26 protein-coding genes are annotated in these 26374 nt (G+C 66.9%); 18 read left to right on the top strand and 8 right to left on the bottom strand.

The genetic code is table 11. The features are described 5' to 3' along the window. The first annotated feature begins 12 nt into the window (after nt 1-12). From C7I84_RS14120 to ptsN, 5 genes are all read left to right on the top strand, one after another. A complete protein-coding gene (locus C7I84_RS14120) occupies nt 13-579 on the top strand; it encodes an LptA/OstA family protein (protein ID WP_106772836.1) in 567 nt (188 codons plus the stop codon). Continuing rightward, nucleotides 579-1394 (top strand): LPS export ABC transporter ATP-binding protein, encoded by an 816-nt coding sequence (gene lptB / locus C7I84_RS14115; RefSeq protein ID WP_106772835.1) that lies wholly within the window; start codon nt 579-581, stop codon nt 1392-1394. Before C7I84_RS14120 ends, lptB begins: the two co-directional genes overlap by 1 nt. A gap of 280 nt (nt 1395-1674) precedes the next feature. Then, nucleotides 1675-3195: an RNA polymerase factor sigma-54 gene (rpoN, locus tag C7I84_RS14110; protein WP_106772887.1), complete on the top strand. Its 1521-nt coding sequence runs from the start codon at nt 1675-1677 to the stop codon at nt 3193-3195. 268 nt (nt 3196-3463) lie between these two features. Then, nucleotides 3464-4045, top strand: a complete 582-nt coding sequence (gene hpf / locus C7I84_RS14105; protein WP_106772834.1) for a ribosome hibernation-promoting factor, HPF/YfiA family — start codon at nt 3464-3466, stop codon at nt 4043-4045. Between the two features lie 60 nt (nt 4046-4105). Further along, entirely contained in the window at nt 4106-4570 is a 465-nt protein-coding gene (gene ptsN / locus C7I84_RS14100; protein WP_106772833.1) for a PTS IIA-like nitrogen regulatory protein PtsN, read from the top strand. 57 nt (nt 4571-4627) lie between these two features. Here the strand turns inward: ptsN and C7I84_RS14095 are convergent, their stop codons facing one another. Continuing rightward, nucleotides 4628-4885 (bottom strand): BQ00720 family protein, encoded by a 258-nt coding sequence (locus C7I84_RS14095; protein ID WP_106772832.1) that lies wholly within the window; start codon nt 4883-4885, stop codon nt 4628-4630. A 79-nt stretch (nt 4886-4964) separates the two neighbouring features. Beyond that, nucleotides 4965-5390 (bottom strand): Hsp20 family protein, encoded by a 426-nt coding sequence (locus C7I84_RS14090; protein ID WP_106772831.1) that lies wholly within the window; start codon nt 5388-5390, stop codon nt 4965-4967. Between the two features lie 128 nt (nt 5391-5518). Between C7I84_RS14090 and C7I84_RS14085 the strand changes: the two genes are divergently transcribed. From C7I84_RS14085 to C7I84_RS14070, 4 genes are all read left to right on the top strand, one after another. Continuing rightward, a complete protein-coding gene (locus C7I84_RS14085; protein WP_106772830.1) occupies nt 5519-6463 on the top strand; it encodes a nucleoside hydrolase in 945 nt (314 codons plus the stop codon). Nucleotides 6464-6670: 207 nt separating this feature from the next. Beyond that, on the top strand, nt 6671-7738 hold the full coding sequence (trpS, locus tag C7I84_RS14080) for a tryptophan--tRNA ligase (protein WP_106772829.1): 1068 nt from the start codon (nt 6671-6673) through the stop codon (nt 7736-7738). Between the two features lie 95 nt (nt 7739-7833). Beyond that, nucleotides 7834-8325, top strand: coding sequence for a universal stress protein (locus C7I84_RS14075; protein WP_106772828.1), 492 nt, complete (start codon nt 7834-7836; stop codon nt 8323-8325). A gap of 191 nt (nt 8326-8516) precedes the next feature. Further along, nucleotides 8517-9095 (top strand): NifU family protein, encoded by a 579-nt coding sequence (locus C7I84_RS14070; protein ID WP_106772827.1) that lies wholly within the window; start codon nt 8517-8519, stop codon nt 9093-9095. Nucleotides 9096-9214: 119 nt separating this feature from the next. On the opposite strand, the gene C7I84_RS14065 is transcribed toward C7I84_RS14070, so the two are convergent. Continuing rightward, entirely contained in the window at nt 9215-9838 is a 624-nt protein-coding gene (locus C7I84_RS14065) for a L,D-transpeptidase (RefSeq protein ID WP_106772826.1), read from the bottom strand. A 280-nt stretch (nt 9839-10118) separates the two neighbouring features. Between C7I84_RS14065 and C7I84_RS14060 the strand changes: the two genes are divergently transcribed. Beyond that, nucleotides 10119-10619, top strand: coding sequence for an MmcB family DNA repair protein (locus C7I84_RS14060; RefSeq protein WP_106772825.1), 501 nt, complete (start codon nt 10119-10121; stop codon nt 10617-10619). Between the two features lie 39 nt (nt 10620-10658). Here the strand turns inward: C7I84_RS14060 and hemA are convergent, their stop codons facing one another. From hemA to C7I84_RS14035, 5 genes are all read right to left on the bottom strand, one after another. Next, entirely contained in the window at nt 10659-11873 is a 1215-nt protein-coding gene (hemA, locus tag C7I84_RS14055; RefSeq protein ID WP_106772824.1) for a 5-aminolevulinate synthase, read from the bottom strand. Nucleotides 11874-12130: 257 nt separating this feature from the next. Further along, the gene (locus C7I84_RS14050; protein ID WP_106772823.1) at nt 12131-12688 is read right to left on the bottom strand and encodes a thioredoxin family protein; all 558 of its coding nucleotides are present in this window, start codon (nt 12686-12688) and stop codon (nt 12131-12133) included. 66 nt (nt 12689-12754) lie between these two features. Next, entirely contained in the window at nt 12755-13999 is a 1245-nt protein-coding gene (locus C7I84_RS14045; protein WP_106772822.1) for a TCR/Tet family MFS transporter, read from the bottom strand. 164 nt (nt 14000-14163) lie between these two features. Then, nucleotides 14164-14895: a glyoxalase superfamily protein gene (locus tag C7I84_RS14040; RefSeq protein ID WP_133170097.1), complete on the bottom strand. Its 732-nt coding sequence runs from the start codon at nt 14893-14895 to the stop codon at nt 14164-14166. A 285-nt stretch (nt 14896-15180) separates the two neighbouring features. Beyond that, nucleotides 15181-16428, bottom strand: a complete 1248-nt coding sequence (locus C7I84_RS14035) for an NAD(P)/FAD-dependent oxidoreductase (RefSeq protein ID WP_106772820.1) — start codon at nt 16426-16428, stop codon at nt 15181-15183. A 484-nt stretch (nt 16429-16912) separates the two neighbouring features. Between C7I84_RS14035 and C7I84_RS14030 the strand changes: the two genes are divergently transcribed. From C7I84_RS14030 to C7I84_RS13995, 8 genes are all read left to right on the top strand, one after another. Then, nucleotides 16913-18214: an imelysin family protein gene (locus tag C7I84_RS14030; protein ID WP_106772819.1), complete on the top strand. Its 1302-nt coding sequence runs from the start codon at nt 16913-16915 to the stop codon at nt 18212-18214. Nucleotides 18215-18283: 69 nt separating this feature from the next. Beyond that, nucleotides 18284-18595, top strand: coding sequence for a bacterioferritin-associated ferredoxin (locus C7I84_RS14025; RefSeq protein WP_106772818.1), 312 nt, complete (start codon nt 18284-18286; stop codon nt 18593-18595). Then, complete coding sequence (bfr, locus tag C7I84_RS14020; protein WP_106772817.1) at nt 18561-19046, top strand: bacterioferritin; 486 nt, start codon at nt 18561-18563, stop codon at nt 19044-19046. The genes C7I84_RS14025 and bfr overlap by 35 nt, the downstream gene beginning before the upstream one ends. A gap of 169 nt (nt 19047-19215) precedes the next feature. Further along, a complete protein-coding gene (locus C7I84_RS14015) occupies nt 19216-20745 on the top strand; it encodes a di-heme oxidoreductase family protein (RefSeq protein ID WP_106772886.1) in 1530 nt (509 codons plus the stop codon). Between the two features lie 401 nt (nt 20746-21146). Continuing rightward, complete coding sequence (locus C7I84_RS14010) at nt 21147-22109, top strand: imelysin family protein (RefSeq protein WP_245428437.1); 963 nt, start codon at nt 21147-21149, stop codon at nt 22107-22109. 3 nt (nt 22110-22112) lie between these two features. Continuing rightward, the gene (locus tag C7I84_RS14005) at nt 22113-23300 is read left to right on the top strand and encodes a DUF1513 domain-containing protein (protein ID WP_106772815.1); all 1188 of its coding nucleotides are present in this window, start codon (nt 22113-22115) and stop codon (nt 23298-23300) included. Nucleotides 23301-23390: 90 nt separating this feature from the next. Next, on the top strand, nt 23391-24905 hold the full coding sequence (locus C7I84_RS14000; RefSeq protein ID WP_245428436.1) for a hypothetical protein: 1515 nt from the start codon (nt 23391-23393) through the stop codon (nt 24903-24905). 113 nt (nt 24906-25018) lie between these two features. Next, complete coding sequence (locus tag C7I84_RS13995; protein ID WP_106772814.1) at nt 25019-26320, top strand: ABC transporter substrate-binding protein; 1302 nt, start codon at nt 25019-25021, stop codon at nt 26318-26320. Nucleotides 26321-26374: the final 54 nt, after the last annotated feature.

Raw genomic sequence — 26374 nt, 5'->3', positions numbered from 1 at the left:
GGTGGGACGCCGATGAGCGGGAACAGGTTCAGTCTAGCTGCCGGCATCGCGCTCCTCGCGCTGGCGCCGGCGATCGGGCAGTTGCATGCGCAGGAGAGCGCGACCGGCCGTCTGCAAGGACTGAGCATCTCGAGCGGCCTGCCCATCCAGATCGAGAGCGACCGCCTCGAGGTCGTCGACGGCGAGAGCAAGGCCGTATTCGTCGGCAACGTCAACGTCACGCAGGGCCCGACCATGCTGAAGGCCGGCAAGATGACGGTCTACTATGCCAGCGGCAGCACGGGCTCGCCGGCCACCGGGTCGGCCAACATCGACCGGCTGGAGGTCGAGGGCAAGGTCTACATCAAGTCGGACACGCAGGTGGCGACCGGCGACCGCGGCACCTTCGACATGACCAGCGAGGTGCTGACGCTCTCCGGCAGCGAAGTGGTGCTGTCGGAAGGCAAGAACGTGCTGGTCGGCTGCAAGCTCACCGTCAACATGAAATCCGGACGCGCCCAGGTCGACGGCTGCAAGTCGGAGACCAACAAGAGCGGCCGCGTCATGATGTCGATCCAGCCCGGGTCGCAGAATCGTTGATGGCTTCTGACGTGTCGTTCCTGTCCCGCCTGTCGGGTCGCGCGCGCGCGACCCCCGCCGCACCGGCGCTCAACAAGCGCGCGGCGGAGCTGAAGGGCACGCTGATCGCGACGGGCCTCGCCAAGAGCTACCGTGGCCGCCAGGTGGTCAACGGCGTCTCGCTCGGCGTGCGCGCCGGCGAGGCGGTCGGCCTGCTGGGACCCAACGGCGCCGGCAAGACCACCTGCTTCTACATGGTTACCGGCCTGGTGCCGGTCGACCGCGGCCGGATCGAGATCGACGGCTTCGACATCACCTCGATGCCGATGTACCGCCGCGCCCGTCTCGGCATCGGCTATCTGCCGCAGGAAGCCTCGATCTTCCGCGGCCTGAGCGTGGAGAACAACATCCGCGCCGTGCTCGAAGTGGTGGAGAAGAGCCGCAAGGAGCGGGAAAAGTCGCTCGACGCGCTGCTCGAGGAGTTCCACATCGCGCATCTCCGGAAGTCGCCGTCGATGGCGCTCTCCGGCGGCGAGCGGCGGCGGCTGGAGATCGCGCGCGCGCTGGCGAGCCGCCCGCACTACATGCTGCTCGACGAGCCGTTCGCCGGCATCGACCCGATCGCGGTCGCCGACATCCAGCAATTGGTGCGTCACCTGACCACCCGCGGCATCGGCGTGCTGGTCACCGACCACAATGTCCGCGAGACGCTGAAGCTGATCGACCGCGCCTATATCATCCACAATGGCGAGATCCTGAAGCATGGGACGGCCGACGCGATCATCGCCGACCCGAATGTGCGGCGCCTCTACCTCGGCGAGGGTTTCACGCTCTGAGCCGGGCTCGAAGGATGGCGGTTTTCGGCTGAGAGTCCTGCGCGGAAACGAGCTGGAAAGGATGGCCGGTTCCATTCTCATCGGTCCTGCCCCGGCACCTGCCGGCGTCATTTTTCCTCTCCCGTAACGATCTTCGGCCAAATCCGCCCGCGCAAGCACCGATAACGGCCAGTTCATGCCGCTTTGCCTTGACAAGCAAAAGCCGGGCCAGTTTCATTGCGGCTGTGCCCGGCCGCTGGTAAGTGCCGGCGGGCAATGTGTGGGGAGTATGCAACCGATCATGGCGCTGTCAGCCAAACTGCAGCTGCGACAGTCTCAGTCGCTGGTCATGACGCCGCAGCTGATGCAGTCGATCAAGCTGCTGCAGCTCACCCATGTCGAACTTGAGCGCTTCGTCGACGAGGAAATCGAGCGCAATCCGCTGCTGGAGCGCGTCGATCCGCAGGAGGACGCGGCGACGGACCAGGTCCACAAGAGCCGCGAGGAGGAAATCCGGACTGACGACTGGTACCAGCCCGACGGGTCGGCCACGTCGGAGACCATGTCGGCCCAGCTCGACACCTCGCTCGAGAATGTCTTTCCGGACGATCCCGGTGCCGCTCCGCGGCTAGGCCCCGACCTGGCGGCGCAGTGGAAATCGGCCGGATCGGGCGGGGGCGGTGATTCCGACGGCTTCGACCTCGAGGACATAGCCGCGGCGCGTCTCACGCTGCGCGACCATGTCAGCGAGCAGATCGCCTTCGCCTTCGCCAATGCGGCGTCGAGGCTGATCGCCCATGAGCTGGCGGACGGGCTCGACGACGCCGGCTATTTCCGTGGCGACGGCGCCGACATCGTCGAGCGGCTGGGAGCGCAGCCGCGGGAGGTCGAGGCCGTGCTCGCCACCTGCCGGACCTTCGATCCGCCCGGGCTGTTCGCCCGCGACCTCGCCGACTGCCTTGGCCTGCAGCTGGCGCGGGCGAACCGGCTCGATCCGGCGATGCGAACGCTGCTCGCCCATCTGGATCTGCTGGCGCGCCGCGATTTCCAGGCGTTGAAGCGGCTGTGCGGCGTCGACGAGGAGGATCTCCTCGACATGCTGGCCGAGATCCGCACGCTCGATCCGCGGCCGGGCACTGCATTTTCCGTGGGCGCGATCGACACGATCGTCGCCGATGTCGAAGTGAAACCGGCCGGCGACGGCAGCTGGGCGGTCGAGCTCAATCCGGAAACGCTGCCGCGCGTCCTGGTGGACCAGATCTATTTCGCCCAGGTGTCGAGCCAGACGAAGAACGCCGGCGAGCGCGACTTCCTCGCCGAATGCCTGCAGAATGCCAACTGGCTCACCCGCAGCCTCGACCAGCGCGCCAAGACCATCCTGAAGGTCGCATCCGAGATCGTGCGCCAGCAGGACGCCTTCCTGCTCCATGGCGTCAGGCACCTGCGCCCGCTCAACCTGCGCACGGTGGCCGATGCGATCGGCATGCACGAATCGACGGTGAGCCGGGTCACCAGCAACAAGTACATGCTCACCCCGCGCGGGGTGTTCGAGCTGCGCTATTTCTTCACCGCGTCGATCGCTTCCGCGGCGGGTGGCGATGCCCACTCGTCGGAAGCCGTGCGCGACCGCATTCGCCAGATGATAGAGGAGGAGGCATCCGAGGACGTGCTTTCGGACGATGCGATCGTCGATCGGCTGAAGGGAGAAGGGGTCGACATCGCCCGCCGCACCGTGGCCAAGTACCGGGAAGGCATGAACATTCCCTCCTCGGTGCAGCGGCGGCGCGAGAAGCGCGCCATGAGCAGTGTCGGCAGCCGCTAAGAGCAGCAGCGCCCGCGATCTGTCCACAGCCGGCCCCCAAGCTTCCGCAAGGGCTGCCGGCCGTTGATTGACAAGGCATTGCGAACTCACTAGAAGCCCGCGCCCATGGGCAGGGGCGGTGTCGGATCGAACGCCCCGTCGGGAGACGGCACGTGAAAACCTGAAAACCTGGGAAGGGCCGTCGCAAAGCACCGTCACGCTTGTGTGCTCCCGCAACGGGTATAAACTCACTCCGGTTGGAAGTCTGAACAGGAAGGCCGACGTTCTCATGAGCCTGCGCATCTCGGGAAAGCACATGGATATCGGCGATGCGTTCCGTACGCGCATCGAGGCCCGCATCGGCGACACGATCGACAAATATTTCGACGGGGGATTCGCCGGTCATGTCACCGTGGCCAAATCGGGCTCCCGCTTCACCGCCGACTGCATGATCCATCTGGACAGCGGCGCCGCACTTCAGGCCACCAGCGACGCCCAGGACCCGATCATCGCCTTCGACGGCGCCGCCGAAAGGCTGGAGAAGCGGCTGCGCCGCTACAAGCGGCGGCTGCGATCCAGGAGCTTCGGCAACGGCAGCGCCACCGACGTCGCCTATACGGTGATGGCGGCGATCGCCGAGGACGACGAGGACGAGGTGCCGGATGACTATTCGCCGGCGATCGTGGCGGAATCGACCATGGCGCTGAAGACCATGACCGTCGCATCCGCCGTCGTCGAACTCGACACCAAGGAAAGCCCCGTCTTCGTCTTCCGCAATGCCGGAAACGACCACGTCAACATCGTCTACCGCCGGGCGGACGGCAATATCGGCTGGATCGATCCGTCGACCCCGAAAGCCACGCAAGGTTGAGCGGTAATCCCGGCCCGAGAGCGCTCGCGCGTCCGGGTTGGGCCAGAAGAGGATTTTGGCATGGATCTCAGTGATCTCGTTCAGGCACCGGCCATCCTGCCGGTCCTGAGGGCGAATTCGAAGAAGCAGCTGCTGCAGTTGCTTGCCGAGAAGGCCGCCGCCGTCACCGGCATCCCCGAGCGCGAGATTTTCGACACCATCCTGCAGCGCGAGCGGCTGGGCTCCACCGGCGTCGGCAACGGCATCGCCATCCCGCATGGCAAGCTGGCCGGGGTCAAGCAGATCACCGGCGTGTTCGCCCGGCTGGAGCAGCCGGTCGACTTCGAGGCGCTCGACGACCAGCCGGTCGACCTCGTCTTCCTGCTGCTCGCCCCGGAAGGCGCTGGCGCCGACCATCTGAAGGCGCTGTCGCGCATCGCCCGCGTGCTGCGCGACAGCGATACCGTCGCCAAGGTGCGCGGCACGCGCGACGCGGCGGCGATCCACGCTTTGCTGGCGTCGGCACCAGCCTCGCACGCCGCCTGAGACGGCAATTTCAAGTCGGGAATCTCGGGACGACGGTGGCCGCCCGAGACGATTCGATCAGTGCAGGGCGACCGGCACCAGGTCGTTGGCCAATGCGCCCGCCAGCGCGCGGTCGCGTTCGTCGGAGAGCAGGATAGGGCGGCCGTCGGCAGCGAAGAGTGCCCAAAGCCGCAGGCCTGGCTCGATGTCCGGCAGGCCGGGGAACTTGCCCTTCAGTTCGTCCGAGCCCATTTCGCGCAGATAAGCGACTGTTCCCTCACCGAGATGGGCAAGGTCGGCCTTCGTCACGACAGGTCTGGTGTCAACGTTCGTCATATCAGCCTCCTTTGCGCGGGGCGTCGTCATGACCAACCCGCCCGAGAGCTTTCGGTTCCGGCGATCTCCAAGCGGCAGATCAGTCTTTCACCGAAATGTTTATTTTCCGTACCAGCCGTTCCGGCTGCGGGCGATCGAGGTCGATCGAGAGCAGTCCGTTCTTCAGTTCCGCCGCGATCACCCGCATGCCGTCGGCCAGCACGAAGGTGCGCTGGAACTGGCGTGCCGCGATGCCGCGGTGGATATAGTCCCGCTCGGCGTCGTCGCGTTGCTTGCCGCGCACGACGAGCTGGCTTTCCTCGGTCAGCACCTCTAGATCCTCGTCGCAGAAGCCGGCGACGGCGAGCGTGATGCGCAGCCGTTCGGCGCCCGTTTCGGAGGCATGGATCCGCTCGATGTTGTAGGGCGGGTAGCTGTCGCCGGACTTGGCGAGACGTTCGATCGTCTTTTCCATGGCATCGAACCCCAGAAGAAGCGGGCTCGAAAACGGCGGCATCCGGCTCATGTTACACTGTCCTCATCGAGCGACATCGCCAGGAAAAATCCAGATGGCATTTCTCCTGTCGATCTACGATATGGTTTAAGCTGCGGCCGACTTCAAGCCTCACGCAAGCCTTCAGAACAGGACTGGAAATGCCCGACAAGCGGAAAATCATCATCGATACGGATCCCGGCCAGGACGACGCATTGGCCATCCTGCTGGCGCTGGGAAGCCCGGAGCTCGAGGTGCTGGGACTGACCGCCGTGGCGGGCAACGTGCCGCTCCACCTGACCGAGAAGAACGCGCTCAAGATCTGCGAATTGGCCGGCCGGCCGCAGACGCGGGTGTTTTCGGGCGCCCCGCGTCCGCTGATGCGGCGGCTGGTGACCGCCGAGCACGTGCATGGCCGCACCGGCCTGAACGGCCCCGACCTGCCCGAGCCGCGCATGGCGCTGCAGGAACAGCACGCGGTCGACTTCATCGTCGAGACGCTGATGACGGAGGAACCGGGCACGGTGACGCTCTGCCCGCTCGGGCCGCTCACCAACATCGCCCTGGCGCTGTCGCGCGAACCCAGGATCGCGCCGCGCATCCAGGAGATCGTGCTGATGGGCGGCGGCTTCTTCGAAGGCGGCAACACGACGCCGGCGGCCGAGTTCAACATCTATGTCGACCCGCAGGCCGCAGACATCGTGCTCAACTGCGGGGCGCCGACGGTCATGATGTCGCTCGACGTCACCCACAAGGCGCTGACGACGCGCCAGCGCATCGCCGCCATCCGCGCGATCGGCACGCGGGTCGGCATCGCCACGGCCGAGCTGCTGGAGTTCTTCGAGCGCTTCGACGAGGAGAAATACGGGACGGACGGCGGACCGCTGCACGATCCCTGCGTGGTCGCCTACCTGCTCAGGCCCGAGCTGTTCAAGGGCCGGCTCATCAACGTCTCGGTCGAGACCGCGTCCGAGCTGACCATGGGCATGACCGTCGCCGACTGGTGGGGAGTCACCAAGCGCGAGCGGAACGTGACGTTCATGCGCGACATCGACGCCGACGGCTTCTTCGCGCTGCTGACGGAGCGCCTGGCGCGGCTCGACTAGGCTCGCCCCATCCGGCCGTTCGGCGATCTTTCGATCGAGAGGGGAGGGAGTGGCGCCAAGCTCGCCACCCTCCGAGGCTTGCCCGATAGACAGTTTCCTCCCACGCGAAAGCGGCTCTTGCCCTGCGGCGCGCCTTCCGCCATAAGCGCGCTTCCGCAAAATTTCGCCGCGCGCGAAACGGCCCTCCACAAGCCAAGAGGAACGTTCATGTCCGCCTTCAAGCCGCTCGTCTTCTCGGGCGTCCAGCCAACCGGCAATCTGCATCTCGGCAACTATCTCGGCGCCATCAAGAAGTTCGTCGCCCTGCAGGAGACATCCGACTGCATCTATTGCGTCGTCGACCTGCATTCGCTGACCGCCCAGCTCGTCCATGCCGACCTGCAGGACCAGACGCGCTCGATCACCGCCGCGTTCCTCGCCTCCGGCATCGACCCGAAGAAGCACATCGTCTTCAACCAGAGCCGCGTCATGCAGCACGCCGAGCTCGCCTGGATCTTCAACTGCGTCGCCCGCATCGGCTGGATGAACCGCATGACGCAGTTCAAGGACAAGGCCGGCAAGGACCGCGAGAACGCCTCGCTCGGCCTGCTCGCCTATCCCAGCCTGATGGCGGCCGACATCCTGCTCTACCGCGCCACCCATGTGCCGGTGGGCGAGGACCAGAAGCAGCACCTGGAGCTCACCCGCGACATCGCCCAGAAGTTCAACAACGACTTCTCCGCCCGCATCGCCGAGCTCGGCGTCGGCGTCGAGATACAGGTCGGCGAGGAGACGGTGAACGGCTTCTTCCCGATGACCGAGCCGTTGATCGGCGGCCCGGCGGCGCGCATCATGAGCCTGCGCGACGGGTCGAAGAAGATGTCGAAGTCGGACCCGTCCGACCTGTCGCGCATCAACCTGACCGACGACGCCGACACCATCTCCAAGAAGATCAAGAAGGCCAAGACCGATCCCGACGCGCTGCCGAGCGAGGTCGACGGGCTGGCGGGCCGGCCCGAGGCCGAAAACCTCGTCGGCATCTATGCCGGCCTCGCCGACATCGGCAAGGAGGCGGTGCTCGGGCAATTCGGCGGCCAGCAGTTTTCCGTCTTCAAGCCGGCGCTCGCCGACCTGGCGGTGGACAAGCTGGCGCCGGTCGCGGCCGAGATGCGCCGCATATCGGCCGACCACGCCTATGTCGACGGCGTGCTGCGCGACGGCGGCGAGCGGGCCGGCAACCTTGCCGAGACGACGATGAAGACGGTGCGCGACATCGTCGGGCTGCTGCAGGGCTGAACGCCGGACCGCTGGCGCGAAAGCCTCGCTTGCCGCGCCACGGCGGCAGTGGCAGATTGCGCCCGTTCGGCCGGACACCGGTGACAGGATAGCCCATGGTATCGAGACGTCTCAGCCGGGAAGCCGGCCATCGCCGCAAGTTCCTGGCGATCATCGACGAAACGCCGGAGTGCGAGCGCGCCGTCGCCTACGCCTCGATGCGCGCGAAATCCACCGGCGGCGTGGTGGTGCTGCTCTACGTGATCGAGCCGAGCGACTTCCAGCACTGGCTCGGCGTGGAGAAGATCATGCGCGAGGAGGCGCAGGCGACAGCCCGCGCGGCCCTCGACGTGCATGCCGCCAAGGTGCGCGCCACGCTCGGCATCGAGCCGGAGCTGGTGGTGCTCGAGGGCAAGCCGACCGAGCAGATCCATCAACTGATCGAGGACGACCAGGACATCGCCATCCTGGTGCTCGCCGCCGGCGCCGCCAAGGAAGGGCCGGGGCCGCTGGTCGCCTCCATCGCCGGCAAGGGCGCCGCCTTCCCGATCCCGGTGACGGTGGTGCCGCAGAACCTGTCGGACGAAGAGATCGCCAGTCTGGCGTAGGCGGTGAATGGTGAATGGTGAATGGTGAATGGTGAATGGTGAGCATTCTGCAGGCGAAGCCGCGTCAAGCCGCTGCACTTGATGACTCCGCCGCCATTCACCATTTCACCAGTCACCATTCACCGCTTGTAGCGGCCGATGAATAGGCCTATTTAGAACTATTCCAAACAAAGACGCGCGGAGATGCGGCGATGTTCATCCAGACCGAGGCGACCCCCAATCCCGCCACGCTCAAGTTCCTGCCCGGCCGCGAGGTGCTGGCCGAGGGCACAGCCGATTTCCGCGACGCCGAGGCGGCGCGCGAGGCTTCGCCGTTCGCCGGCCGGCTGTTCGACATCCACGGCGTCACCGGCGTGTTCTTCGGCTACGACTTCATCACCATCACCAAGGGCGACGGCCCGGACTGGCAGCATCTGAAGCCGGCGATCCTCGGCGCGATCATGGAGCAGTTCATGTCCGGCGCGCCGGTGATGACCCACGCCGCCCAGGCGCGTGGCGACGCCGCCGAGTCCGGTGACGAATTCTACGACAAGGCCGACGAGGAGATCGTCATTACGATCAAGGAGCTGCTGGAGACGCGCGTGCGCCCGGCGGTGGCGCAGGACGGCGGCGACATCACCTTCCGCGGCTACGAGAACGGCACCGTGTTCCTCAACATGAAAGGCGCCTGCGCCGGCTGCCCGTCCTCGACGGCGACGCTCAAGCACGGCATCCAGAACCTGCTGCGCCACTTCGTGCCGGAAGTGCAGCAGGTCGAGCAGGTGGTCTGAGCGGCGTCGCGGCCGCGCCGCCTACCGGCTCCCCGACAGACGCCACAAACAAAAAACCGGGCGAAAGCCCGGTTTTCTGCTTTGCGGTCGTCCGTGTTGCCGAGACGGTTCGCGAAATCCTACTTGACGATGACCTTGGCGCCAACCTGGGCGCGGTTGTAGAGGTCGATGATGTCCTGGTTGAGCAGCCGCACGCAGCCCGACGACATCGCCTTGCCGATCGACCACCATTCCGGCGTGCCGTGCAGGCGGTAGCCGGTATCGCCCTTGTTGAACAGGTAGAGCGCCCGCGCGCCCAGCGCGTTGGTCGGGCCGGGCGGCTGGCCGTTGCGCCATTTGGCGAGCTGCGGCTGGCGCCGGATCATCTCCGGCGGCGGCGTCCACACCGGCCACTCGCGCTTGGCGCCGACCCGCGCCGTGCCGCTCCATTCGAAACCCTCGCGCCCGACGCCGATGCCGTAGCGCACCGCGCGTCCTTCCGGCAGCACGAAATAGAGGAACTTTGCCCCGGTATCGACGATGATCGTGCCCGGCGCCTCGTCGGTCCGGTAGCTGACGATCTGGCGGTGGTACTGGCGGGGAACCTTGGTGATCGGGATCGGCGGGATGCGGTAGCCGGCGTCGGTGCGGGAACCGTAGTCCGCGGTGAATATCTGGAACGAGCCGAGACCGACCGACGTGCAGCCCGACAGGGCGGTCGCCACGGCCAGACCGGCCACCACTGTGAGTGCCTTCAGCCGCATTGCCTGATCCGCTACCCCTTTCGAACGATTACGGCTGATTCGGCCGCTTTTTCGCCATCATCACTAGGGAGCTTTGCCGCGGGCTGCCAAGCGGGGAGTGATGCTTTTCGCCGCCGCCATGCATGTAAGCGCGCAGCTATTGCATTTTCGCAACATTCGTTCACGCAAGCGTGAATTTCCGCCAGATTCCGTGATCTTTCAGGCTCAATGGGCGATGATCTTGCGCCTTCTTCCACCATAAGCCCTTGCAGCTTCGTTCCGGTTTTGTACTATTGGCGTCATGCCGATCGTGTCGCCGCTCCCCGCCAATCCGCTCGTCGACGGACGCCAGTCCGAACGGGCGATGGTCGTGCGCCGCGGCGTGCAGCGGCTGCTGACGCAGATGGGCGCGCATGTGCTGCCGGAACTGTCGCTGGCCACCGGCCGCCGCGCCGACCTGGTGGCGCTGACCAGGCAGGGCGACATCTGGATCATCGAGATCAAATCCTCGGTCGAGGATTTCCGCGTCGACCGCAAATGGCCGCAATACCGGCTGCATTCCGACCGCTTCTTCTTCGCCACCCACCCGGAGGTGCCGGCCGCGATCTTCCCGCAGGACTGCGGCTTCATCCTGTCGGACGGTTATGGCGCCGAAATTTTGCGCGAGGCGCCGGAGCACCGTCTGGCGGCGGCCACCCGCAAGGCGCTGATGCTGCGCATCGCGCGCGCCGGTGCAGCGCGGCTGCTGGCGGCGGAGATGGCCGGCGTCGCAGTGCCGGCACTGGACGGTGAGAGCGAGTAGCAGAAAACGAGAGGGCGCCCGGGCGACGATCGGGCGGCTTTACGCCACCTGCCGCGCCAGGGCGCATTGCGACCACAGGTCCGACAGCGAGTGCACGAGGTGCTCGATGTCGGCGTCGGTGTGCAGCGGCGACGGCGTGATGCGCAGCCGCTCCGTCTTGCGCGCCACCGTCGGGTAGTTGATCGGCTGCACGTAGATGCCGTAGCGGTCGAGCAGGATGTCGCTGATCCACTTGCACTTGGCGGCGTCGCCCACCTTCACCGGCACGATGTGGCTGGGGTTCTGCATGTAGGGGATGCCGATGCGGTCGAGGCCGGCGCGCACCTTCCTCACCCGGTCCTGGTGGCGGACGCGCTCGATCTGGCTGGTCTTGAGGTGCCGGATCGAGGTCAGCGCGCCGGCCGCCACATGCGGCGGCAGTGCCGTGGTGAAGATGAAGCCCGAGCCGAAGGAGCGGACGAAGTCGATCAGCTTCGCGGACGCCGTAATGTAGCCGCCGACCACGCCGAAAGCCTTGCCCAGCGTGCCCTCGATGACGGTGATGCGGTCCATCAGGCCGTCGCGCTCGGCGACGCCGCCGCCGCGCGGGCCGTACATGCCGACCGCATGCACCTCGTCGAGATAGGTCATGGCGCCGTGCTTCTCGGCCACCTCGACGATCTCGCGGATCGGCGCGATGTCGCCGTCCATCGAATAGACGCTCTCGAAGGCGACGATCTTCGGCACGTCGGCGCCGTATTCGGACAGGATGCGGTCGAGATCGGCCGGATCGTTGTGCTTGAAGATGCGCTTTTCGGCCTTGGAATGGCGGATGCCCTCGATCATCGAGGCATGGTTGCCCTCGTCCGAGAAGATGACGCAGCCGGGGACGTTGGCGCCGAGCGTCGACAGCGTCGTCCAGTTGGAAACATAGCCCGACGTGAACAGCAGCGCCGCTTCCTTGCCGTGCAGGTCGGCCAGCTCGCGCTCCAGCAGTACGTGGTAGTGGTTGGTGCCGGAGATGTTGCGCGTGCCGCCGGCGCCGGCGCCGCACTTGTCCAGCGCCTCGTGCATGGCGGCGATGACGGCCGGGTGCTGGCCCATGCCGAGATAGTCGTTGGAGCACCAGACGGTGACTTCGCGGGCGTCGTCGCCGGAATAGCGCAGCGCCCGCGGGAACAGGCCGGCACGTCGCTCCAGGTCGGCGAAAATGCGGTAGCGGCCTTCCTTGTGCAGGCCGTCCAGCTTGTCCGCGAAGAAAGTCTCGAAATCCATCAGTCCAGGCTCCCTGGGGATCGTCCCTCGGTACGTGGGCGCGACCGGTATCGCGCGGCCCTGCCTCTATTTCAACAATCCAGGCGGCCGGGCGTCGAAATGCCGCAAAGCGGCGCTTCCGACCGTCTTCAAGCCGCCCATGTTGCGGCATCCTCCTCCACTATTCGCGTATACGTATCAGAGCGGCGTTTCCATCCGCAGTCGCAAAGATTTGAAACCGTATCAAAAAACTGGGGCTTCGTCGTCCCCCGGCAAGGTCACGCCGCATTCTTCCATTTGATCGAGCAGCCGATGGAGGCGATCTGGTCGCGCGGGCCGTTGCCCGTGCGGGCGACCTCGACCATCGCCTCGTAGAGATCGCGGCGCAGGTCCGGCGGTCCGACCTCGCGGCGCGACGCATCGAGGCGGCCGCGATACTGCAATTCGAGATCGCGATTGAAACCGAAGAAATCCGGCGTGCAGGCCGCATCGTAGGCGCGCGCCAGCGACTGGTCGGTGTCGTGCAGATAGGGAAAGCCGAAACGGTGCGCCTCGGCGAAACGCGCCATGTTGTCGAAGGAATCCTGCGGATAGGCGTCCGAATCGTTGGAATTCACCGCGACGAAGCCGATGCCGTGCTGCCTGAGACCGGCCGCGTCGCGGACGATGCGGTCGATGACCGCCCGCACATAGGGGCAATGGTTGCAGATGAAGGCGACGACGAGACCGTTCGGCCCGGCAAGGTCGAACAGCCGGTGCCGCTTGCCGTCGGTGCCGGGAAGCTCGGTGTCGACGGCCTTCCAGCCGAAATCGCAGACGGGGGGGTGCGCGGCCATGATGGTCTCCTCATGCTGTTCCGGGACGCTTCTATCCCGTTCGACGGCCGGGTTGAAGCCGGCGGGTCAGGCCGCGGCGCGCGCCTCTGCGGCGATGGCACGGCGCGCCACCCGCCAGCCGAGCGCCCCGCCGAGCAGCAGGACGGCGGCGGCGATGAGGAACGACAGGCCGGGCATGGGCTCGAAGGAGACGGGCTGCACCGTCGCCGCATAGACGGCGCCGAAGAACAGCGGCGAGGCGACGCCGGCGATCGAGCCAAGGCTCATGGTGGCGCCCTGCAACTGGCCCTGCTCCGACTCCGAGACCAGCCGCGTCATCAGCGACTGCAGGGTCGGCATGGCGAGGCCCCAGAAGGCGTTCGGCACCATGGCGGCGGCGAACAGCCAGCCGGTGGGCGCCAGTCCCATGCAGGCAAGGCCGATGCCGCCGCCGACCAGGCCCATGACCATCACCTTGCGGTCGCCCAGGCGCTTGACCAACGGGCCGACCAGCAGGCCCTGCACGGCCATGTCGAGCGCGCCGACGAAGGCCAGCACCAGCCCGACCTGCCACGGACCCCAGCCGTAGCGATCGCCGGCGTAGAGCACGAAGACTGCGGAGAAGACGTGGTGCGAGAAGTGCAGCAGGAAGTTGACTGACGCGAGCCCGAACAGCTCGGTATGCGAGCGCAGGAGTTGCAGCGCGCCGAAAGGATTCGCCCGCTTCCACGAGAAAGCCATGCGCTTTTCCGGGGCGAGCGATTCCGGCAGGACGAACAGGCCGTAGAGGAAGGCTATGCCCGACATGGCGGCGGCGAACCAGAACGGTGCGCGCGGCGAGATCTCGCCGAGGAAGCCGCCCAGCACAGGGCCGAGCACGAAGCCGCCGCTGAAGGCCGCGCCGATCAGCCCGTAGGCGCGCGCCCGGCCCTCGGGCGGCGTGATGTCGGCCATGTAGGCGAACACCGTGGTGAAGCTCGACGAGGTCAGGCCGGCGACGATGCGGCCGACCGCCAGCCACCACAGGTCGGGCGCCAGCGCCATCAGCACGTAATCGGCGGAAAGCCCGGCAGCCGACAGCAGGATGACCGGCCGGCGGCCGTAGCGGTCGGAGATCGAGCCGACGATCGGCGAGCAGACGAACTGCACGCCGGCCCACAGCGCCACGAACACACCGTTGATCCAGCCCGCCTGGGCGTTCGATCCGGCGAACTCCTCGATCAGCGGCGGCAGCACCGGGATGACGATGCCCATGGCGACGATGTCGAGCACCGCGGTGACGAAGATGAAGGCAAGCGTCGCCTGTCGGCGACGACCGGTGATGGCGAGCATGGCGGGTCGATCCTTCGGGAGCGGCCTTATAGGCCGATCCGCCGGTCAAGGCCATTGGGCCAGTCGTTGCTGCTGGCAGCGGATGGTAACGGCGCCGGCGTTCGAACGCAGGCGCCGTCCTCTATCCGGGTGTTTTTCCCCATAAAAAGGGGACAAGCACCGGCCTACCGGCTCCCGGGCGAAAGCCGCGAGAAGTCGAGGTTGGTGGGGCCGGCAAGATAGGCGCCGCCGCCCCCGGTCGCGGCGACGTCCTCGCCGACCTCGACCAGCGTGACGTTGCGGAGCCAGGTTCGGCCGGTGCCGCGCAGATAGAAACCGAAATGGATGCTTTCGGCATCGTCGGGAACGTCGAGCACGATCTGACGCGGTGTCCAGCCGGTGGTTCCGGCGAGAACGCCCTGGTCCGACCGGCTCTCCATATTGTCGAAGCGGGCCGTCTGGCCGGGCGCGCGGTCGATGCGCATCCAGATCGTCCCCGCTCCCGAGACCTCCTCGGTCCTCAGTTCGGCATTCAGGCGAAGCCGCTTGCCGAGATAGCCTGCGGCGGCGACGCTCTGCATCAGCGTGCCGAAGCCTTTCTCGGCGGACAGATAGGCCGGATCGTCCGCCTCGTACTTGCAGCGGATGAGCGCCGGCGATCCCGGCATGCCGGAATCGACCCCCATCTCGTAGTGCTCCGGCTTGGAGCCGCCGGCGATCCAGCCTTCGGGCAGGCGCAGCGCCACCTGCGGCGTGCCGCCGTCGGAAATCCGTGCCGCCAGGATGTTCCAGTCCTGGAAGCCGAACTGGCGGGCGACCAGTTCCAGGCAGTCGCTGTGGGTGAGGGCGATGCCGCGTTCGTTCAGGCCCTGGCGGAGCGCCTTGGCCATAGTCTTTGCGTCACGGAAGGTACGCATGATCCGATCCTCTGCCGGGCGAACCGCAAAGTCAGTGCTCGCATTGCTGACGGGCTCGCCCTTGCATGGGGTCGGAACCGGATCGTCGTGCATTCACCATCCCAGGCGGGAGCGAGCGGCGGGCTGCACTGGCCGATTCGCAGGAAACCGAAAGGGACGATTGCTGTCAATCCGGGTAATTGTGAGGGAATCGCTGACGCTCGTTTTTGCGCCGCGGACGGCCGCGATGACCCCACCCGGCCGCTTCGCGGCCACCCTCCCCTCGAGGGGGAGGGAAGGCCTTCGCTACTCCGCTGCCGCCCCCGCTGCCGTCTGCTGCCAGCGGGCAATAATCTCCTTGAGCTCGCCGCCGGCCGCCTGCTCCGGTGTCGGCGAGAAGCCTGCCGCCAGCATTTTCCGACCGAGCATATGGTCGGCCGGCCGGTTGACCGATTCGATCGCCGTCAGCACTGGCCCCTGATAGTGGAAGACGGAAAAGCGGTTCTCCGCCGCGTCGCCGGCAACCACGGTGCGGTCGCCTGCGCCGGGCAGGCCGACCATCTGCAGCTTCATGTCGCCGATGTCGGACCAGAACCACGGCACCGCCATGTACGGCTCCTCGCGGCCGGTGATGGTGCGCGCCGCCAGCCGCGCCTGATCCGTGGCATTCTGCACCGATTCCAGCCTCACGTCGGTGCCGGACTGCCAGTGGCGATAGTTGACGGCGTCGCCGATCGCCAGAATCTCCGGGACCGAGCTGCGCATCTGCGCATCGACGCGGATTCCGTTGCCGGTCGCAAGGCCGGCGCTCTCGGCGAGTTCGGTGACCGGCACGGCGCCGACGCCGACCAGCACCATCTCGGCGGCGACGCGCTCGCCGGCCGAGGTCACCACCGCGGCGACGCGACCGGCCGACCCCTCCAGCCGCTCGACCGTGGTCTGCATCAGCAGCCGCACACCGCCGGCAGCGAGCCGGCCGGCGACATGAGCGGAAATGAACGGCGCCACCGCGCGGCCGAGCAGGCGGGCCTGCGCCTCGACCACCGTCACCCGCCGCCCGCCGGCGGCGAGCGTCGCGGCGATCTCCAGGCCGATGAAGCCGCCGCCCAGCACGACGACGTCGGCGGCGCCTGCCGCATGCTCGCGGATGGCGCGGGCGTCGGCGACGGTGCGCAGCGAAAAGATGCCGGCAAGATCGCCGCCGGCGAGCGGCAGGCTGCGCGGCCGCGATCCCGTGGCCAGGATCAGCCGGTCGAAACCGAGACGGCCGCCACCGGCAAGCTCCAGCCTGCGCGCCGCCCGGTCGATCCCCACGACCCGCTCGCCGAAGCGCAGCGCGATGCCGGCGCCCGTATAAAAAGCCTCGGCGCGCAGCACCTGCGGCTTCGCTTCGGCCTCCTTGAGGAAGGCCTTCGACAGCGGCGGCTTGTGATAGGGCAGCTCGTTCTCGTCGCCGACCAGCGTCACCGGTCCGGCAAAGCCTTCCTCGCGCAGGCTGGCGGCCGCCTGCACGCCCGCATGCCCCGCGCCAACGATGACGACCCCGTCGCTCATGTTCTCACCATTCCCCGCGAATTCTAAGGACCGCGCCGGAGCGGCAAATGTCCGGCGCCGACATCGGGCTGCGGCGGGGCGTCGCACTTTGGCCAGCCGGCTGTCAATCCCGCCGGGCCGCCTCGAATCAGCACACCTGTGCAAGTACCTGTCCCCTCTACGAAAAAGGTGATCAGTTTAGAATAGTTCTAACATATTGATTTATTGTCGCTTTTCTAAGGACGGGATTGACTCGGACAGATGACGGGCAGTAAGGGGACAGCATGCGCGACAAGTGCATGCCTTTGATGTTTGGGCCTTGACCCCATGCGATTGGAGGGTTTCGTGTTTGTTTCCCGAGCCTTGCGCCACTGCGAGGTGACCGGTGCCACGGCACCGGCGCAGGCCTGCGTCTGCCTTTCCGGGCTCGCCGAACCCTCCACGCTCGCGGGTCCGCGGCCCGCTTCCGCCTTCATTCCCTGCTTCCGCTGAGGAGATCGGCACGATGCGCGCATTCCCCACGACCCGGCATTCCACCCGGCTTGCCGCGCTGGCGGCGACGGTGGCGCTGACGGCGGCGATCTTCGTCCTGCCGGCCAAGGCCGACACCGATCCGAAGGCGGTGCTCTCGACCTATGCCGACATCGCGCTTGCCGGCTACGAGGATGCGCTGACCACCGCCAAGGCACTGGATGCCGCGGTCGACGCGCTGATCGCCAAGCCGTCCGCCGAGACGCTTGCCGCCGCCAAGGACGCATGGAAGGCGGCGCGCATCCCCTATCAGCAGACCGAGGCCTACCGCTTCGGCAACGCCATCGTCGACGACTGGGAAGGCCGGGTGAACGCCTGGCCTCTCGACGAGGGGCTGATCGACTACGTCGACAAGAGCTACGGCACCGAGTCCGACGAGAACACGCTCTATACGGCGAATGTCATCGCCAGCAAGGAAATCGAGATCAACGGCGAGAAGGTCGACGCCACCGCCATCACGCCGGAGTTCCTGTCCGGCACGCTGCAGGAGGCCGGCGACATCGAGGCCAACGTCGCCACCGGTTATCATGCGATCGAGTTCCTGCTGTGGGGCCAGGACCTGAACGGCACCGGGCCGGGCGCCGGCAACCGTCCCTTCACCGATTACGACACCGCCAACTGCACCGGCGGCAATTGCGACCGGCGCGGCCAGTATCTGGCCGCCGCCAGCGATCTCCTGGTCAGCGATCTGCAGGAGATGGTCGACAACTGGAAGGCCGACGGCGCGGCGCGCAAGGCGCTGACCGACGGCGATCCCAAGGCCGGCATCGCCACCATCCTCACCGGCATGGGCTCGCTGTCCTATGGCGAGCTTGCCGGCGAGCGCATGAAGCTCGGCCTTTTGCTGCACGATCCGGAGGAGGAGCACGACTGCTTCTCCGACAACACCCATATCTCGCATCTCTACGACGCGGTCGGCGTCCGCAACGTCTATACCGGCAGCTACACCCGCGTCGACGGAAGCAAGGTGGAAGGCCCGTCGATCTCGGCGCTGGTGAAGGAGGCCGATCCGGCCGTCGACGCCGAGCTGGTCGGCAAGCTGGACACCACGGTCGGGAAGATGGAGGCGATCGAGGCGCGCGCCGAGGGCGGCGAGGCCTATGACCAGCAGATCGGCGAAGGCAACGCGGAGGGCAACGCCACCGTGCAGGCGGCGATCGACGCGCTGGTCGACCAGACCAAATCGATCGAGCGCGCCGTCGCGGCGCTCAAGCTCGACTCCATCGCTTTCGAGGGTTCCGACAGTCTCGACGCGCCGGACAAGGTGTTCCAGTAACGCCCGCGGCCGACGCCACACAGCCAAACGGCGCGGGCTGCCGCGCCGCCAGCCAGACCAGAGTTCGACATGCTGATTTGCCACTGCAACCTCATCACCGAAAGGGAGATCGAAGAAGCAATCCTTGAACTGCTCGAGCAGGATCCGTGGACGCTCATCGTGCCGGCGAAGGTTTATCACAGCCTCCGCAAGCGAGGGCGCTGTTGCGGCTGCTTCCCAAATGTGGTGGAAACGATCATTCGGGTAACCGAGGCCTACCATCTCCGCTCGGAGGCGAACGGGGTGGACGTCGTTTCACACCTAGACCGCGTCAGAGGACTGCGGTCTGAATACGGGAGCAGGCGCCATGAAGGGCGAACAACAGGTCATCGAGCGGCTTAACGAGGCTCTCTTTCTGGAGCTCGGCGCCGTCAATCAGTACTGGCTCCACTACCGGCTCCTCGAGGACTGGGGATACCAGAAGCTCGCCAAGAAGGAGCGGGCGGAATCGATCGAGGAAATGCATCACGCAGACAAGATCATCGCCCGCATCATCTTCCTCGAAGGGCATCCGAACCTGCAGACGGTAGCGCCGCTCAGGATCGGCCAGAACGTCAAGGAAGTGCTGGAGGCGGATCTTGCCGGGGAGTACGACGCCCGCACCTCCTACAAGAAGTCCCGCGAAATCAGCCACGACCTCGGCGACTACGTCACCATGGAGCTGTTCGAGGAACTGCTGAAGGACGAGGAAGGCCATATCGACTTCCTCGAGACGCAGCTCGACCTGCTCGCCTCGATCGGCGAGGAGAAATACGGCCTTCTCAACGCCGAACCGGCGAACGACGCCCACTGAGCATGCGAATATGCGGCGCCTAGGGTTTTCCAAGCGCCGCAGCGCATTCGAGCGGTTTCGGTATGTCCTTCGAGGCTCGCCCGCGAAGGACGCACCCGGGGGACAGTTTACTTTTTTCCGCCCGCGCCAGCTTTGCAGCGCCGCGGCCTTTCCGCGGAAAGAAAGTAAACTGTCCCCGGCATTTCTTCTTGCCGCCGTCCTGTTCTCCATAGTTTCCTCTCCCTCAGCCGTTGCCGGCGATGTCCCCGGCGATCTCCCCACCACCCGCGACGACATCCCGGCAAAAGACCTTGCGCGCGTGAAGGCGGTCACTGCCCCGGCAACGGACTTCTCCAAGCCGGAATCCTTCGAACTGCTGCCCGGCGGGGCGGCCACGACGAGGAAGCGACCCAACCAGGACGCTTTTTCCCAATCCTCGGCCAACATCACCTTCGCGCAGGAGGGCGACTTCAAGCTCGGCAACGGGCTGTTCCGCAAGGTCTGGGTGTCCTCGCCGTCCTCCACCCAGGCCTCCGACGGGCTGGGACCGCTGTTCAATGCCCGCGCCTGCCAGAGCTGCCACCTGAAGGACGGGCGCGGCCATCCGCCGGAGGGCGCCGCCGACGCCACCTCGATGTTCTTCCGCCTGGCGCGCGCCGCGGAGACCGAGGAGGAGAGGCAGGCGCTCGCCGGACGCAAGCTGCTCAATTTCCCCGACCCCGTCTATGGCGGCCAGCTGCAGGACCTTGCCGTGCCGGGGCTCAGGGGCGAAGGCAGGATGGCGATCTCCTATGCGGAGATGCCGGCGACGCTGTCCGACGGCACGATCGTGTCGCTGCGCAAGCCGACCTACGGCGTGACCGACCTTGCCCAAGGCCCGCTGCACGCCGGCACCACGCTGTCGCCGCGCGTCACCCCGCCGATGATCGGCCTCGGTCTGGTCGAGCAGATCCACCCGGCCGACATCCTCGCCAATGCCGATCCCGACGACCGCGACGGCGACGGGATTTCGGGAAGGCCCAACATCGTGCGCGACGAACTCAGCGGCGAACTGGTGCTCGGCCGCTTCGGCTGGAAGGCGCAGACGCCGTCGATCCGCCAGCAGTCGGCCGACGCCTTTGCCGGCGACATCGGCATCTCGACGCCGGAGGTGCCGAAGCACTGGGGCGACTGCACCGAGGCGCAAGCCGCGTGCCGGGCCATGCCGATCGGCGTGCAGGAGCGGCTCGGCCCGGTCGAGGCGCCGCCGCCGGTGATGGACCTCGTCACCTTCTATTCGCAGAACCTTGCCGTGCCGGCGCGCCGCGACATCGGTAAACCGGACGTGCTGGCGGGCAAGAAGGTGTTCTACGACCTCGGCTGCGCCTCCTGCCACACGCCGAAATTCGTGACGCGCCGCGACGCCCCGGACAAGGCCTTCTCCTTCCAATTGATCTGGCCCTACTCCGACTTCCTGCTGCACGACATGGGTGACAGCCTCGCCGACGGGCAGCAGGTGGGCGACGCCGGCGGAAGCGAGTGGCGCACGCCGCCGCTCTGGGGCATCGGGCTGACCGAGCGGGTCTCCGGCCACACCTTCTTCCTGCATGACGGGCGTGCGCGCAACCTGACGGAGGCGATCCTCTGGCACGGCGGCGAGGGCGGAAAGGCGCGCGACGCCTTCGCCGCGCTTGCCGCGCAGGACCGCGAGGCGCTGCTGGAATTCTTGGAGTCGCTGTGATGTCTCAAGCGAACAAAGGAGCGGTTGACGGACTACAGTCCTCTTCTACACCGCCGGAGCATTTTGCCACTGTTACGGCATGGATCCTAGGGTCTGCGCAGTTCGCTTCGCTCCTGCTCCGCCCTAGGATGACGAAGCCATCAGGGTTTGCGGCCAATCGCCTGTGTCGGAGACTGTCGAAGGCGGCTTCACAATTCGTCATCCTAGGGCGGAGCGCGAGCGGAGCGAAGCGCGCAGACCCTAGGATCCAAGCCGTACCGCTGGCGAAGCGCTCCGGCGGCGCAGAAAAGAGAAACGGCAGCGTTCTTCGAGGATCCTTTTCAGCTTTCGTCCTTGTTCTGGGTGGCGCCTCCCCCGCCCTCGCCGCCAACGCCACGATCGAAAAGGCGATCGACGGTTTCGTGCGGCCGGCCTACGCCGCCCTCGACGCAGCCGCGGCGAAGCAGGCCCGCGACATGCAGGCGTTGTGCGCCGATCCGGCGCCGGGCAGGCTGGCAACTGCGCGAAACGGCTTCAAAACCCTGGTGGGCGCGTGGGGCGAGGTCGAGACGATCCGCTTTGGCCCGGTGACGGAAGAAAACCGGCTCGACAAGATCCTGTTCTGGCCCGACCGCAAGAGCATCGGCCTGAAGCAGGTTCAGGCCGCGCTCGCCGACAAAGACCCCACCGCAGCCGATCCGGCGACGCTGAAGGGAAAGAGCGTCGCCATGCAGGGGCTGGGGGCGCTGGAATTCGTGCTGTTCGGCAGCGGCTCGGAGGCGCTGGAGCAGCCGGGCGATCCCTATCGCTGCGCCTACGGGCTGGCGGTGGCGCGCAACATCGAGGGCATGGCGGCGTCGATTGACGATGCCTGGCGGGCGCCGGACGGCATCGCCCGGCTCTGGGCCAACCCCGGCGCCGGCAATACGCTCTACCGCACGGACGACGAGGCGATGACGGAGCTGTTCGACGTCTTCGTCCACGGGCTGGAAATGACGCGCGACGTCCGCCTCAATGGCTTTCTCGGCCAGGTCTCCGAAGACGACAAGCCGCGGCAGGCCATCTTCTGGCGCTCCGGCGCGACGGCCCTGTCGCTCCAGGCCAACATGCGCGGCCTGCAGAAGCTGTTCGATGCTTCCGAACTCGCGGAACTGCTGCCGCCCGACTCCGCCTGGATCGCCCAGTCGATCGGCTTCGAATTCCGGACGGCCGCGCGGATGCTCGAGGCGGCCAAGGGCCCGGTCGCCGATGTCCTGGCCGCTCCCGAGCGCGGCAGCCTGCCGGCGTTCCGGCTGATCACCTCGCACCTCTCGGAGCTGTTCGGTGTCAACATGGCCGGCGCGCTCGGCCTGTCCGCCGGCTTCTCGTCGCTGGACGGGGATTGAGCAATGGCTTCGTCGAAGGAGAAGCATCCCCTCTCCGGCCCTCGGGGCCACCTCTCCCCGGAGAGGAACCCAAGCTGGACAAGGAGCGGTACGCGCACGCCGCTTCTCGATCGCCGCCACTTCCTGAAAGCAGCCGGCGCTTCATTCCTTGCCGGGCTGGCACCGGCGCCGGGCGCCGCCGCGACGTCCACCGACGCCGTGTTCGCCACCGCTTACCAAAGCCGCGACGGCCGCTACGGCGTCGGCGTGCTGACCGAGGACGGCAGGCTGCTGCATGCGCTCAACCTGCCGGAACGCGGCCACGACGTCACCTTCGACCCGGTATCGGGGCGTTCGGTGGTGTTCGCCCGCCAGCCGGGCACCTTCGCGGTGGTCTTCGATCCCAAGGGTCGCGACAGGCCCGCCACCATCGCCAGCCCCGAGGGCCGGCATTTCTATGGCCACGGCGTGTTCTCGCCGGACGGAAAATTGCTCTACGCCACCGAGAACGACTTCGACAACGCCGCCGGCATGGTCGGCGTCTACGACGCCACCGACGCCTTCCGCCGCGTCGGCGAGTTCCCGACCCATGGCGTCGGCCCGCACGAGCTGCTGCTTTGCCCGGACGGCAGGACGCTGGCGATCGCCAATGGCGGCATCGAGACGCATCCGGATTTCGGCCGCGCAAAGCTCAACATCGCGACCATGCAGCCATCGCTCGCCTTCGTCGACCGCGAGACCGGCGCGCTCGTCGAAAAGCATGCGCTCGACCCGAAGCTGCATCAGCTGTCGATCCGCCACATGGCCTTCGACGGAGGCGGTACGCTGTGGTTCGGTTGCCAGCACGAAGGGCCGATGAGCGAACGGCCGGCGCTGGTCGGCAGGGCACGCATGGGCGAGCGCTTCGATCTGGTCGAACTGCCCGAAAAGGTGCTGCTCGGCCTGCGGAACTATGTCGGGTCGGTCGCCGCCAATCCGGCCGCCGGCATGGTCGCCGTGTCGTCGCCGCAGGGCAACGCGCTGGTCGTCCTCGATGCGAAGGCCGGGACCGTGGTAGCCACGCGCGATCTGATCGAGGTGTGCGGCATCGCGCCGGACGGCGCCGGCTTCCTGGCCAGCACCGGCAAGGGCGACATCGTACCGCCGCGAGGCGATGCCAGTTCCGATACGCAACATGTGTGGGACAACCACATGCTGCGGATCAATCTGTAAGCGACAGCTTACGATATGCCCTGCCGTCTGCCGGCAAGCCTCGAAGAAAAGTCATGACTGTTTATCAGGCGATGAGCTAGAGGCGGGGCCATGCACTGCGCGTCGCACCCTCGCTCCGTCCTGCCGGACATCTCCCCCTCCAGGGGGAAGATCGGCGGCAGGACAGAGGGGCGCGCGAAGAGCCTCACGCTCGTTTGGACCACGCCATTTCCGGCGATCCGGCTCAGCCTTTCCCTTCTTGCACTTCTTCTCACCCCCGTCCCCGCCTTCGCCCACGCCTCGGAGCGCGGCTACGTGCTGCTGCTGCCGACGGGCTACTATCTGGTCAGCGGCGCCATAGCCGTGGCGGCGAGTTTTGTGGCGCTGCTGGCCGTGCCGCGGCGGCCGCTGGAGAAGCTGGCGGCGTGGCGGCTGCCGCTGGTTTCGATCCCAGAGGGGCTGCGTTCCTGGACCGGCCTCGCGAGCTTTCTCGTCCTCGCGGCGCTGATCGCCGCCGGCACCTTCGGCAGCCGCGATCCGCTGTCCAATCCGCTGCCGCTGGTCGTGTGGACGCTGCTGTGGGTCGGCCTCACGCTCGTCCAGGGTTTTTTCGGCAATCTCTGGCACTGGCTTGATCCGTGGTACGCGCCGGTGCGACTGGCGCGGGCCGTGCTGCCGGCGCCGCGCGCCTATCCCGAAAGGCTTGGCTACTGGCCGGCGCTCATGCTGTTCGGCGGCTTCGCCTGGTTCGAACTGATCGACGTGGCGCCGGACGATCCCTTTCGGCTGGCGATCGCGGCCGGCGGCTACTGGCTGCTCACCTTCTCCGCCATGCTCGTCTTCGGCCATGACGCGTGGAGCCGGCAGGGCGAGTTCCTCTCCGTCTTCTTCCGCCTTGTGTCGCGGCTCGGCATCCTCGACGCACCGCGCATCCCCAACGGCCGCAGGCTGAACATCTGCCTGCCCGCCGCGAAGCTGTGGAGGGAAAGCCCGTTGCCGCTCTCCGGCACGCTGCTGCTGCTGGCGGTGCTGGCCTCCGTCTCCTTCGACGGATTGTCGAAAACCTTCCTGTGGCTCGGCGCCAACGGCATCAACCCGCTGGAATTCCCCGGCCGCTCGGCCATGCAAGGCATCAACGGCGCCGGGCTGCTGATGACGTTCGCGGCCCTGTCGGCGCTGTTCCTGATCTGCGTGGCCATCGGCCGGTGGCTCGACGGAAAGGGCCGAAGCGCGGAAGCGGCCGGGCTGCTCGTCTGGTCGATCGTGCCGATCGCGCTCGCCTATCATTTTTCGCACTACCTGACGGCGCTGCTGGTCAACGGCCAGTATGCGCTGGTGGCGCTGTCCGACCCGTTCGGGCTGGGCTGGAACCTGTTCGGCACGGCCTACTGGCCGGTCTCGGCCGGCGTGGTCATGGGCTACGAGCAGGCGCGGCTCGTTTGGAACCTGCAGGCCTTCGCCATCATCGGCGGCCATGTGCTGGCGGTGGCGCTGGCGCACGGGCTGGCCTGGCGGCTGTCCGGCGGCTCGGGCAGGGCGGGGCTGTCGCAAGTGCCGCTGACGCTGCTGATGATCGGCTACACCGTCTTCGGCCTGTGGCTGCTGTCGACGCCGACGGCGGGATGAGCGCCTGCCCTTGCGGCACCTCGGGATTGGTGTTTAGTTTGTATGCGAATGAGTTGGGGCGCCGGGCGTCGCGGGTGACGGTCGGAGCGGACCCCACGACCAGGGGAACCACCATGATCAGGATCAAGGCCTCCGGCATCGCCGGAACGCGTCTCAGCCGCCGCACGGCCCTCAAGGGCATCGCCGCTTCCGCCGGCCTCGCCGCCGCGCCCGGCTTCGTCCGCTATGCGCAGGCGCAGAGTTCCGCCCCGATCAAGATCGGCTTCCAGTCGCATCGCACCGGCATCGGCGCCGCCTACGGCCGCTGGTACGAGAAGACGACGGCGGCCGCCGTAAAGCTGATCAACGACGCCGGCGGCATCAACGGCCGGCCGGTCGAGGTGATCATCGAGGACGACGGCACCGACCCCGGCCGCGGCGCCGAGGTGGTGGGCAAGTTCGCCACCCAGCACAAGGTCGATGTCGCCTACGGCACGCTGTTCAGCCACGTCGTCATCGGCTCGGCTCCGGCCGCGGGCGAGGCGAAGCTGCCCTATTTCGTCGTCAGCGAAGGCCACCACGTCGCCTCGACGAAGCTCAACCGCTACGTCTTCCAGCCCGGCATCACCGACGTGAAAAGCCAAATCCAGGCAATGGCCCCGTGGATCGCCGGCAATGTCGGCAAGAAGGTCACGCAGATTTTTCCGGACTTCGCCTTCGGCTACGACCATCGCGACTATCTGCCGCCCGCGCTGAAGGCGCAGGGCGCGGAGGTGCTGGCGCAGATCGCCATCCCGCCGACGGAAAGCTCCTTCACCAAGTATTTCCCGCAGATCCCGGCCGACACCGAGGTGCTCTACCACGTCATGGTCGGCCCGGCGGTGCTGACCTTCGTGAAAGAGCTCGGCGAGTTTTACGGCTCCAGCGGCCCGCAGCTCTTCGGCTTCATCGACAGCCTCGAGGCGGTCGACATCAACAGCCCCGGCCTGGAATTCCTGGACGGCAGCCATTTCTGGGAAGGCTCGCCGCGCTATGCGCAGGAGAATGATTCGGAGGCGCAGAAAGCCTACCGCGCCGCCGTCGGCATCGACGAGAATGGCGCGGCGGTGGGCGACCCCAAGGACGTGTCGACGGCCGCCCACATGTTCGGCTGCTGGGAGACGCTCTACGTCATCAAGAAGGCGATGGAGGATTCCGGCTACAAGGGGCCGGAGGACCGCGCCAAGCTGGTCGAGGCGACCGAGGCGCTGACCGCTTTCGCCGAGGGCCCCGAGCACCCGCAGGGCGACAAGACCTTCAACGGCAAGATCCACCAGTGCTTCGGGCACCAGAACATCTCCAGGGTGGAAGGCGGCAAGCTCAAGGTCGTGCACCGCACCTCGATCGAGGACGGCCTCTACGAGCCGGAAGGGGATTACACGACGCAGCCGCTGTAAGGGCGGGGCCTGTCGATGCATTTGGCCGAGAGATACTGACGTGGTATATACGGC

Origin of the sequence: Kumtagia ephedrae, assembly GCF_003012745.1 — a bacterium.
In the GTDB taxonomy this organism is placed as follows: Bacteria; Pseudomonadota; Alphaproteobacteria; order Rhizobiales; family Rhizobiaceae; genus Kumtagia; species Kumtagia ephedrae.
This window is presented reverse-complemented; position numbering and strand designations above follow the sequence as displayed.

Excerpts from the sequence above, each read along its gene's own strand:
- lptB (WP_106772835.1), top strand. The coding sequence starts at position 579 with ATGGCTTCTGACGTGTCGTTCCTGTCCCGCCTGTCGGGTCGCGCGCGC.
- C7I84_RS14030 (WP_106772819.1), top strand. The coding sequence starts at position 16,913 with ATGCGCGCATTCCCCACGACCCGGCATTCCACCCGGCTTGCCGCGCTG.
- C7I84_RS14065 (WP_106772826.1), bottom strand. The coding sequence starts at position 9,838 with ATGCGGCTGAAGGCACTCACAGTGGTGGCCGGTCTGGCCGTGGCGACC.
- C7I84_RS14060 (WP_106772825.1), top strand. The coding sequence starts at position 10,119 with ATGCCGATCGTGTCGCCGCTCCCCGCCAATCCGCTCGTCGACGGACGC.
- bfr (WP_106772817.1), top strand. The coding sequence starts at position 18,561 with ATGAAGGGCGAACAACAGGTCATCGAGCGGCTTAACGAGGCTCTCTTT.
- C7I84_RS14045 (WP_106772822.1), bottom strand. The coding sequence starts at position 13,999 with ATGCTCGCCATCACCGGTCGTCGCCGACAGGCGACGCTTGCCTTCATC.
- hemA (WP_106772824.1), bottom strand. The coding sequence starts at position 11,873 with ATGGATTTCGAGACTTTCTTCGCGGACAAGCTGGACGGCCTGCACAAG.
- C7I84_RS14095 (WP_106772832.1), bottom strand. The coding sequence starts at position 4,885 with ATGACGAACGTTGACACCAGACCTGTCGTGACGAAGGCCGACCTTGCC.
- C7I84_RS14120 (WP_106772836.1), top strand. The coding sequence starts at position 13 with ATGAGCGGGAACAGGTTCAGTCTAGCTGCCGGCATCGCGCTCCTCGCG.
- C7I84_RS13995 (WP_106772814.1), top strand. The coding sequence starts at position 25,019 with ATGATCAGGATCAAGGCCTCCGGCATCGCCGGAACGCGTCTCAGCCGC.
- rpoN (WP_106772887.1), top strand. The coding sequence starts at position 1,675 with ATGGCGCTGTCAGCCAAACTGCAGCTGCGACAGTCTCAGTCGCTGGTC.
- C7I84_RS14085 (WP_106772830.1), top strand. The coding sequence starts at position 5,519 with ATGCCCGACAAGCGGAAAATCATCATCGATACGGATCCCGGCCAGGAC.
- C7I84_RS14035 (WP_106772820.1), bottom strand. The coding sequence starts at position 16,428 with ATGAGCGACGGGGTCGTCATCGTTGGCGCGGGGCATGCGGGCGTGCAG.
- hpf (WP_106772834.1), top strand. The coding sequence starts at position 3,464 with ATGAGCCTGCGCATCTCGGGAAAGCACATGGATATCGGCGATGCGTTC.
- C7I84_RS14000 (WP_245428436.1), top strand. The coding sequence starts at position 23,391 with ATGCACTGCGCGTCGCACCCTCGCTCCGTCCTGCCGGACATCTCCCCC.
- C7I84_RS14025 (WP_106772818.1), top strand. The coding sequence starts at position 18,284 with ATGCTGATTTGCCACTGCAACCTCATCACCGAAAGGGAGATCGAAGAA.
- C7I84_RS14090 (WP_106772831.1), bottom strand. The coding sequence starts at position 5,390 with ATGAGCCGGATGCCGCCGTTTTCGAGCCCGCTTCTTCTGGGGTTCGAT.
- C7I84_RS14050 (WP_106772823.1), bottom strand. The coding sequence starts at position 12,688 with ATGGCCGCGCACCCCCCCGTCTGCGATTTCGGCTGGAAGGCCGTCGAC.
- C7I84_RS14005 (WP_106772815.1), top strand. The coding sequence starts at position 22,113 with ATGGCTTCGTCGAAGGAGAAGCATCCCCTCTCCGGCCCTCGGGGCCAC.
- trpS (WP_106772829.1), top strand. The coding sequence starts at position 6,671 with ATGTCCGCCTTCAAGCCGCTCGTCTTCTCGGGCGTCCAGCCAACCGGC.
- C7I84_RS14070 (WP_106772827.1), top strand. The coding sequence starts at position 8,517 with ATGTTCATCCAGACCGAGGCGACCCCCAATCCCGCCACGCTCAAGTTC.
- C7I84_RS14040 (WP_133170097.1), bottom strand. The coding sequence starts at position 14,895 with ATGCGTACCTTCCGTGACGCAAAGACTATGGCCAAGGCGCTCCGCCAG.
- C7I84_RS14075 (WP_106772828.1), top strand. The coding sequence starts at position 7,834 with ATGGTATCGAGACGTCTCAGCCGGGAAGCCGGCCATCGCCGCAAGTTC.
- ptsN (WP_106772833.1), top strand. The coding sequence starts at position 4,106 with ATGGATCTCAGTGATCTCGTTCAGGCACCGGCCATCCTGCCGGTCCTG.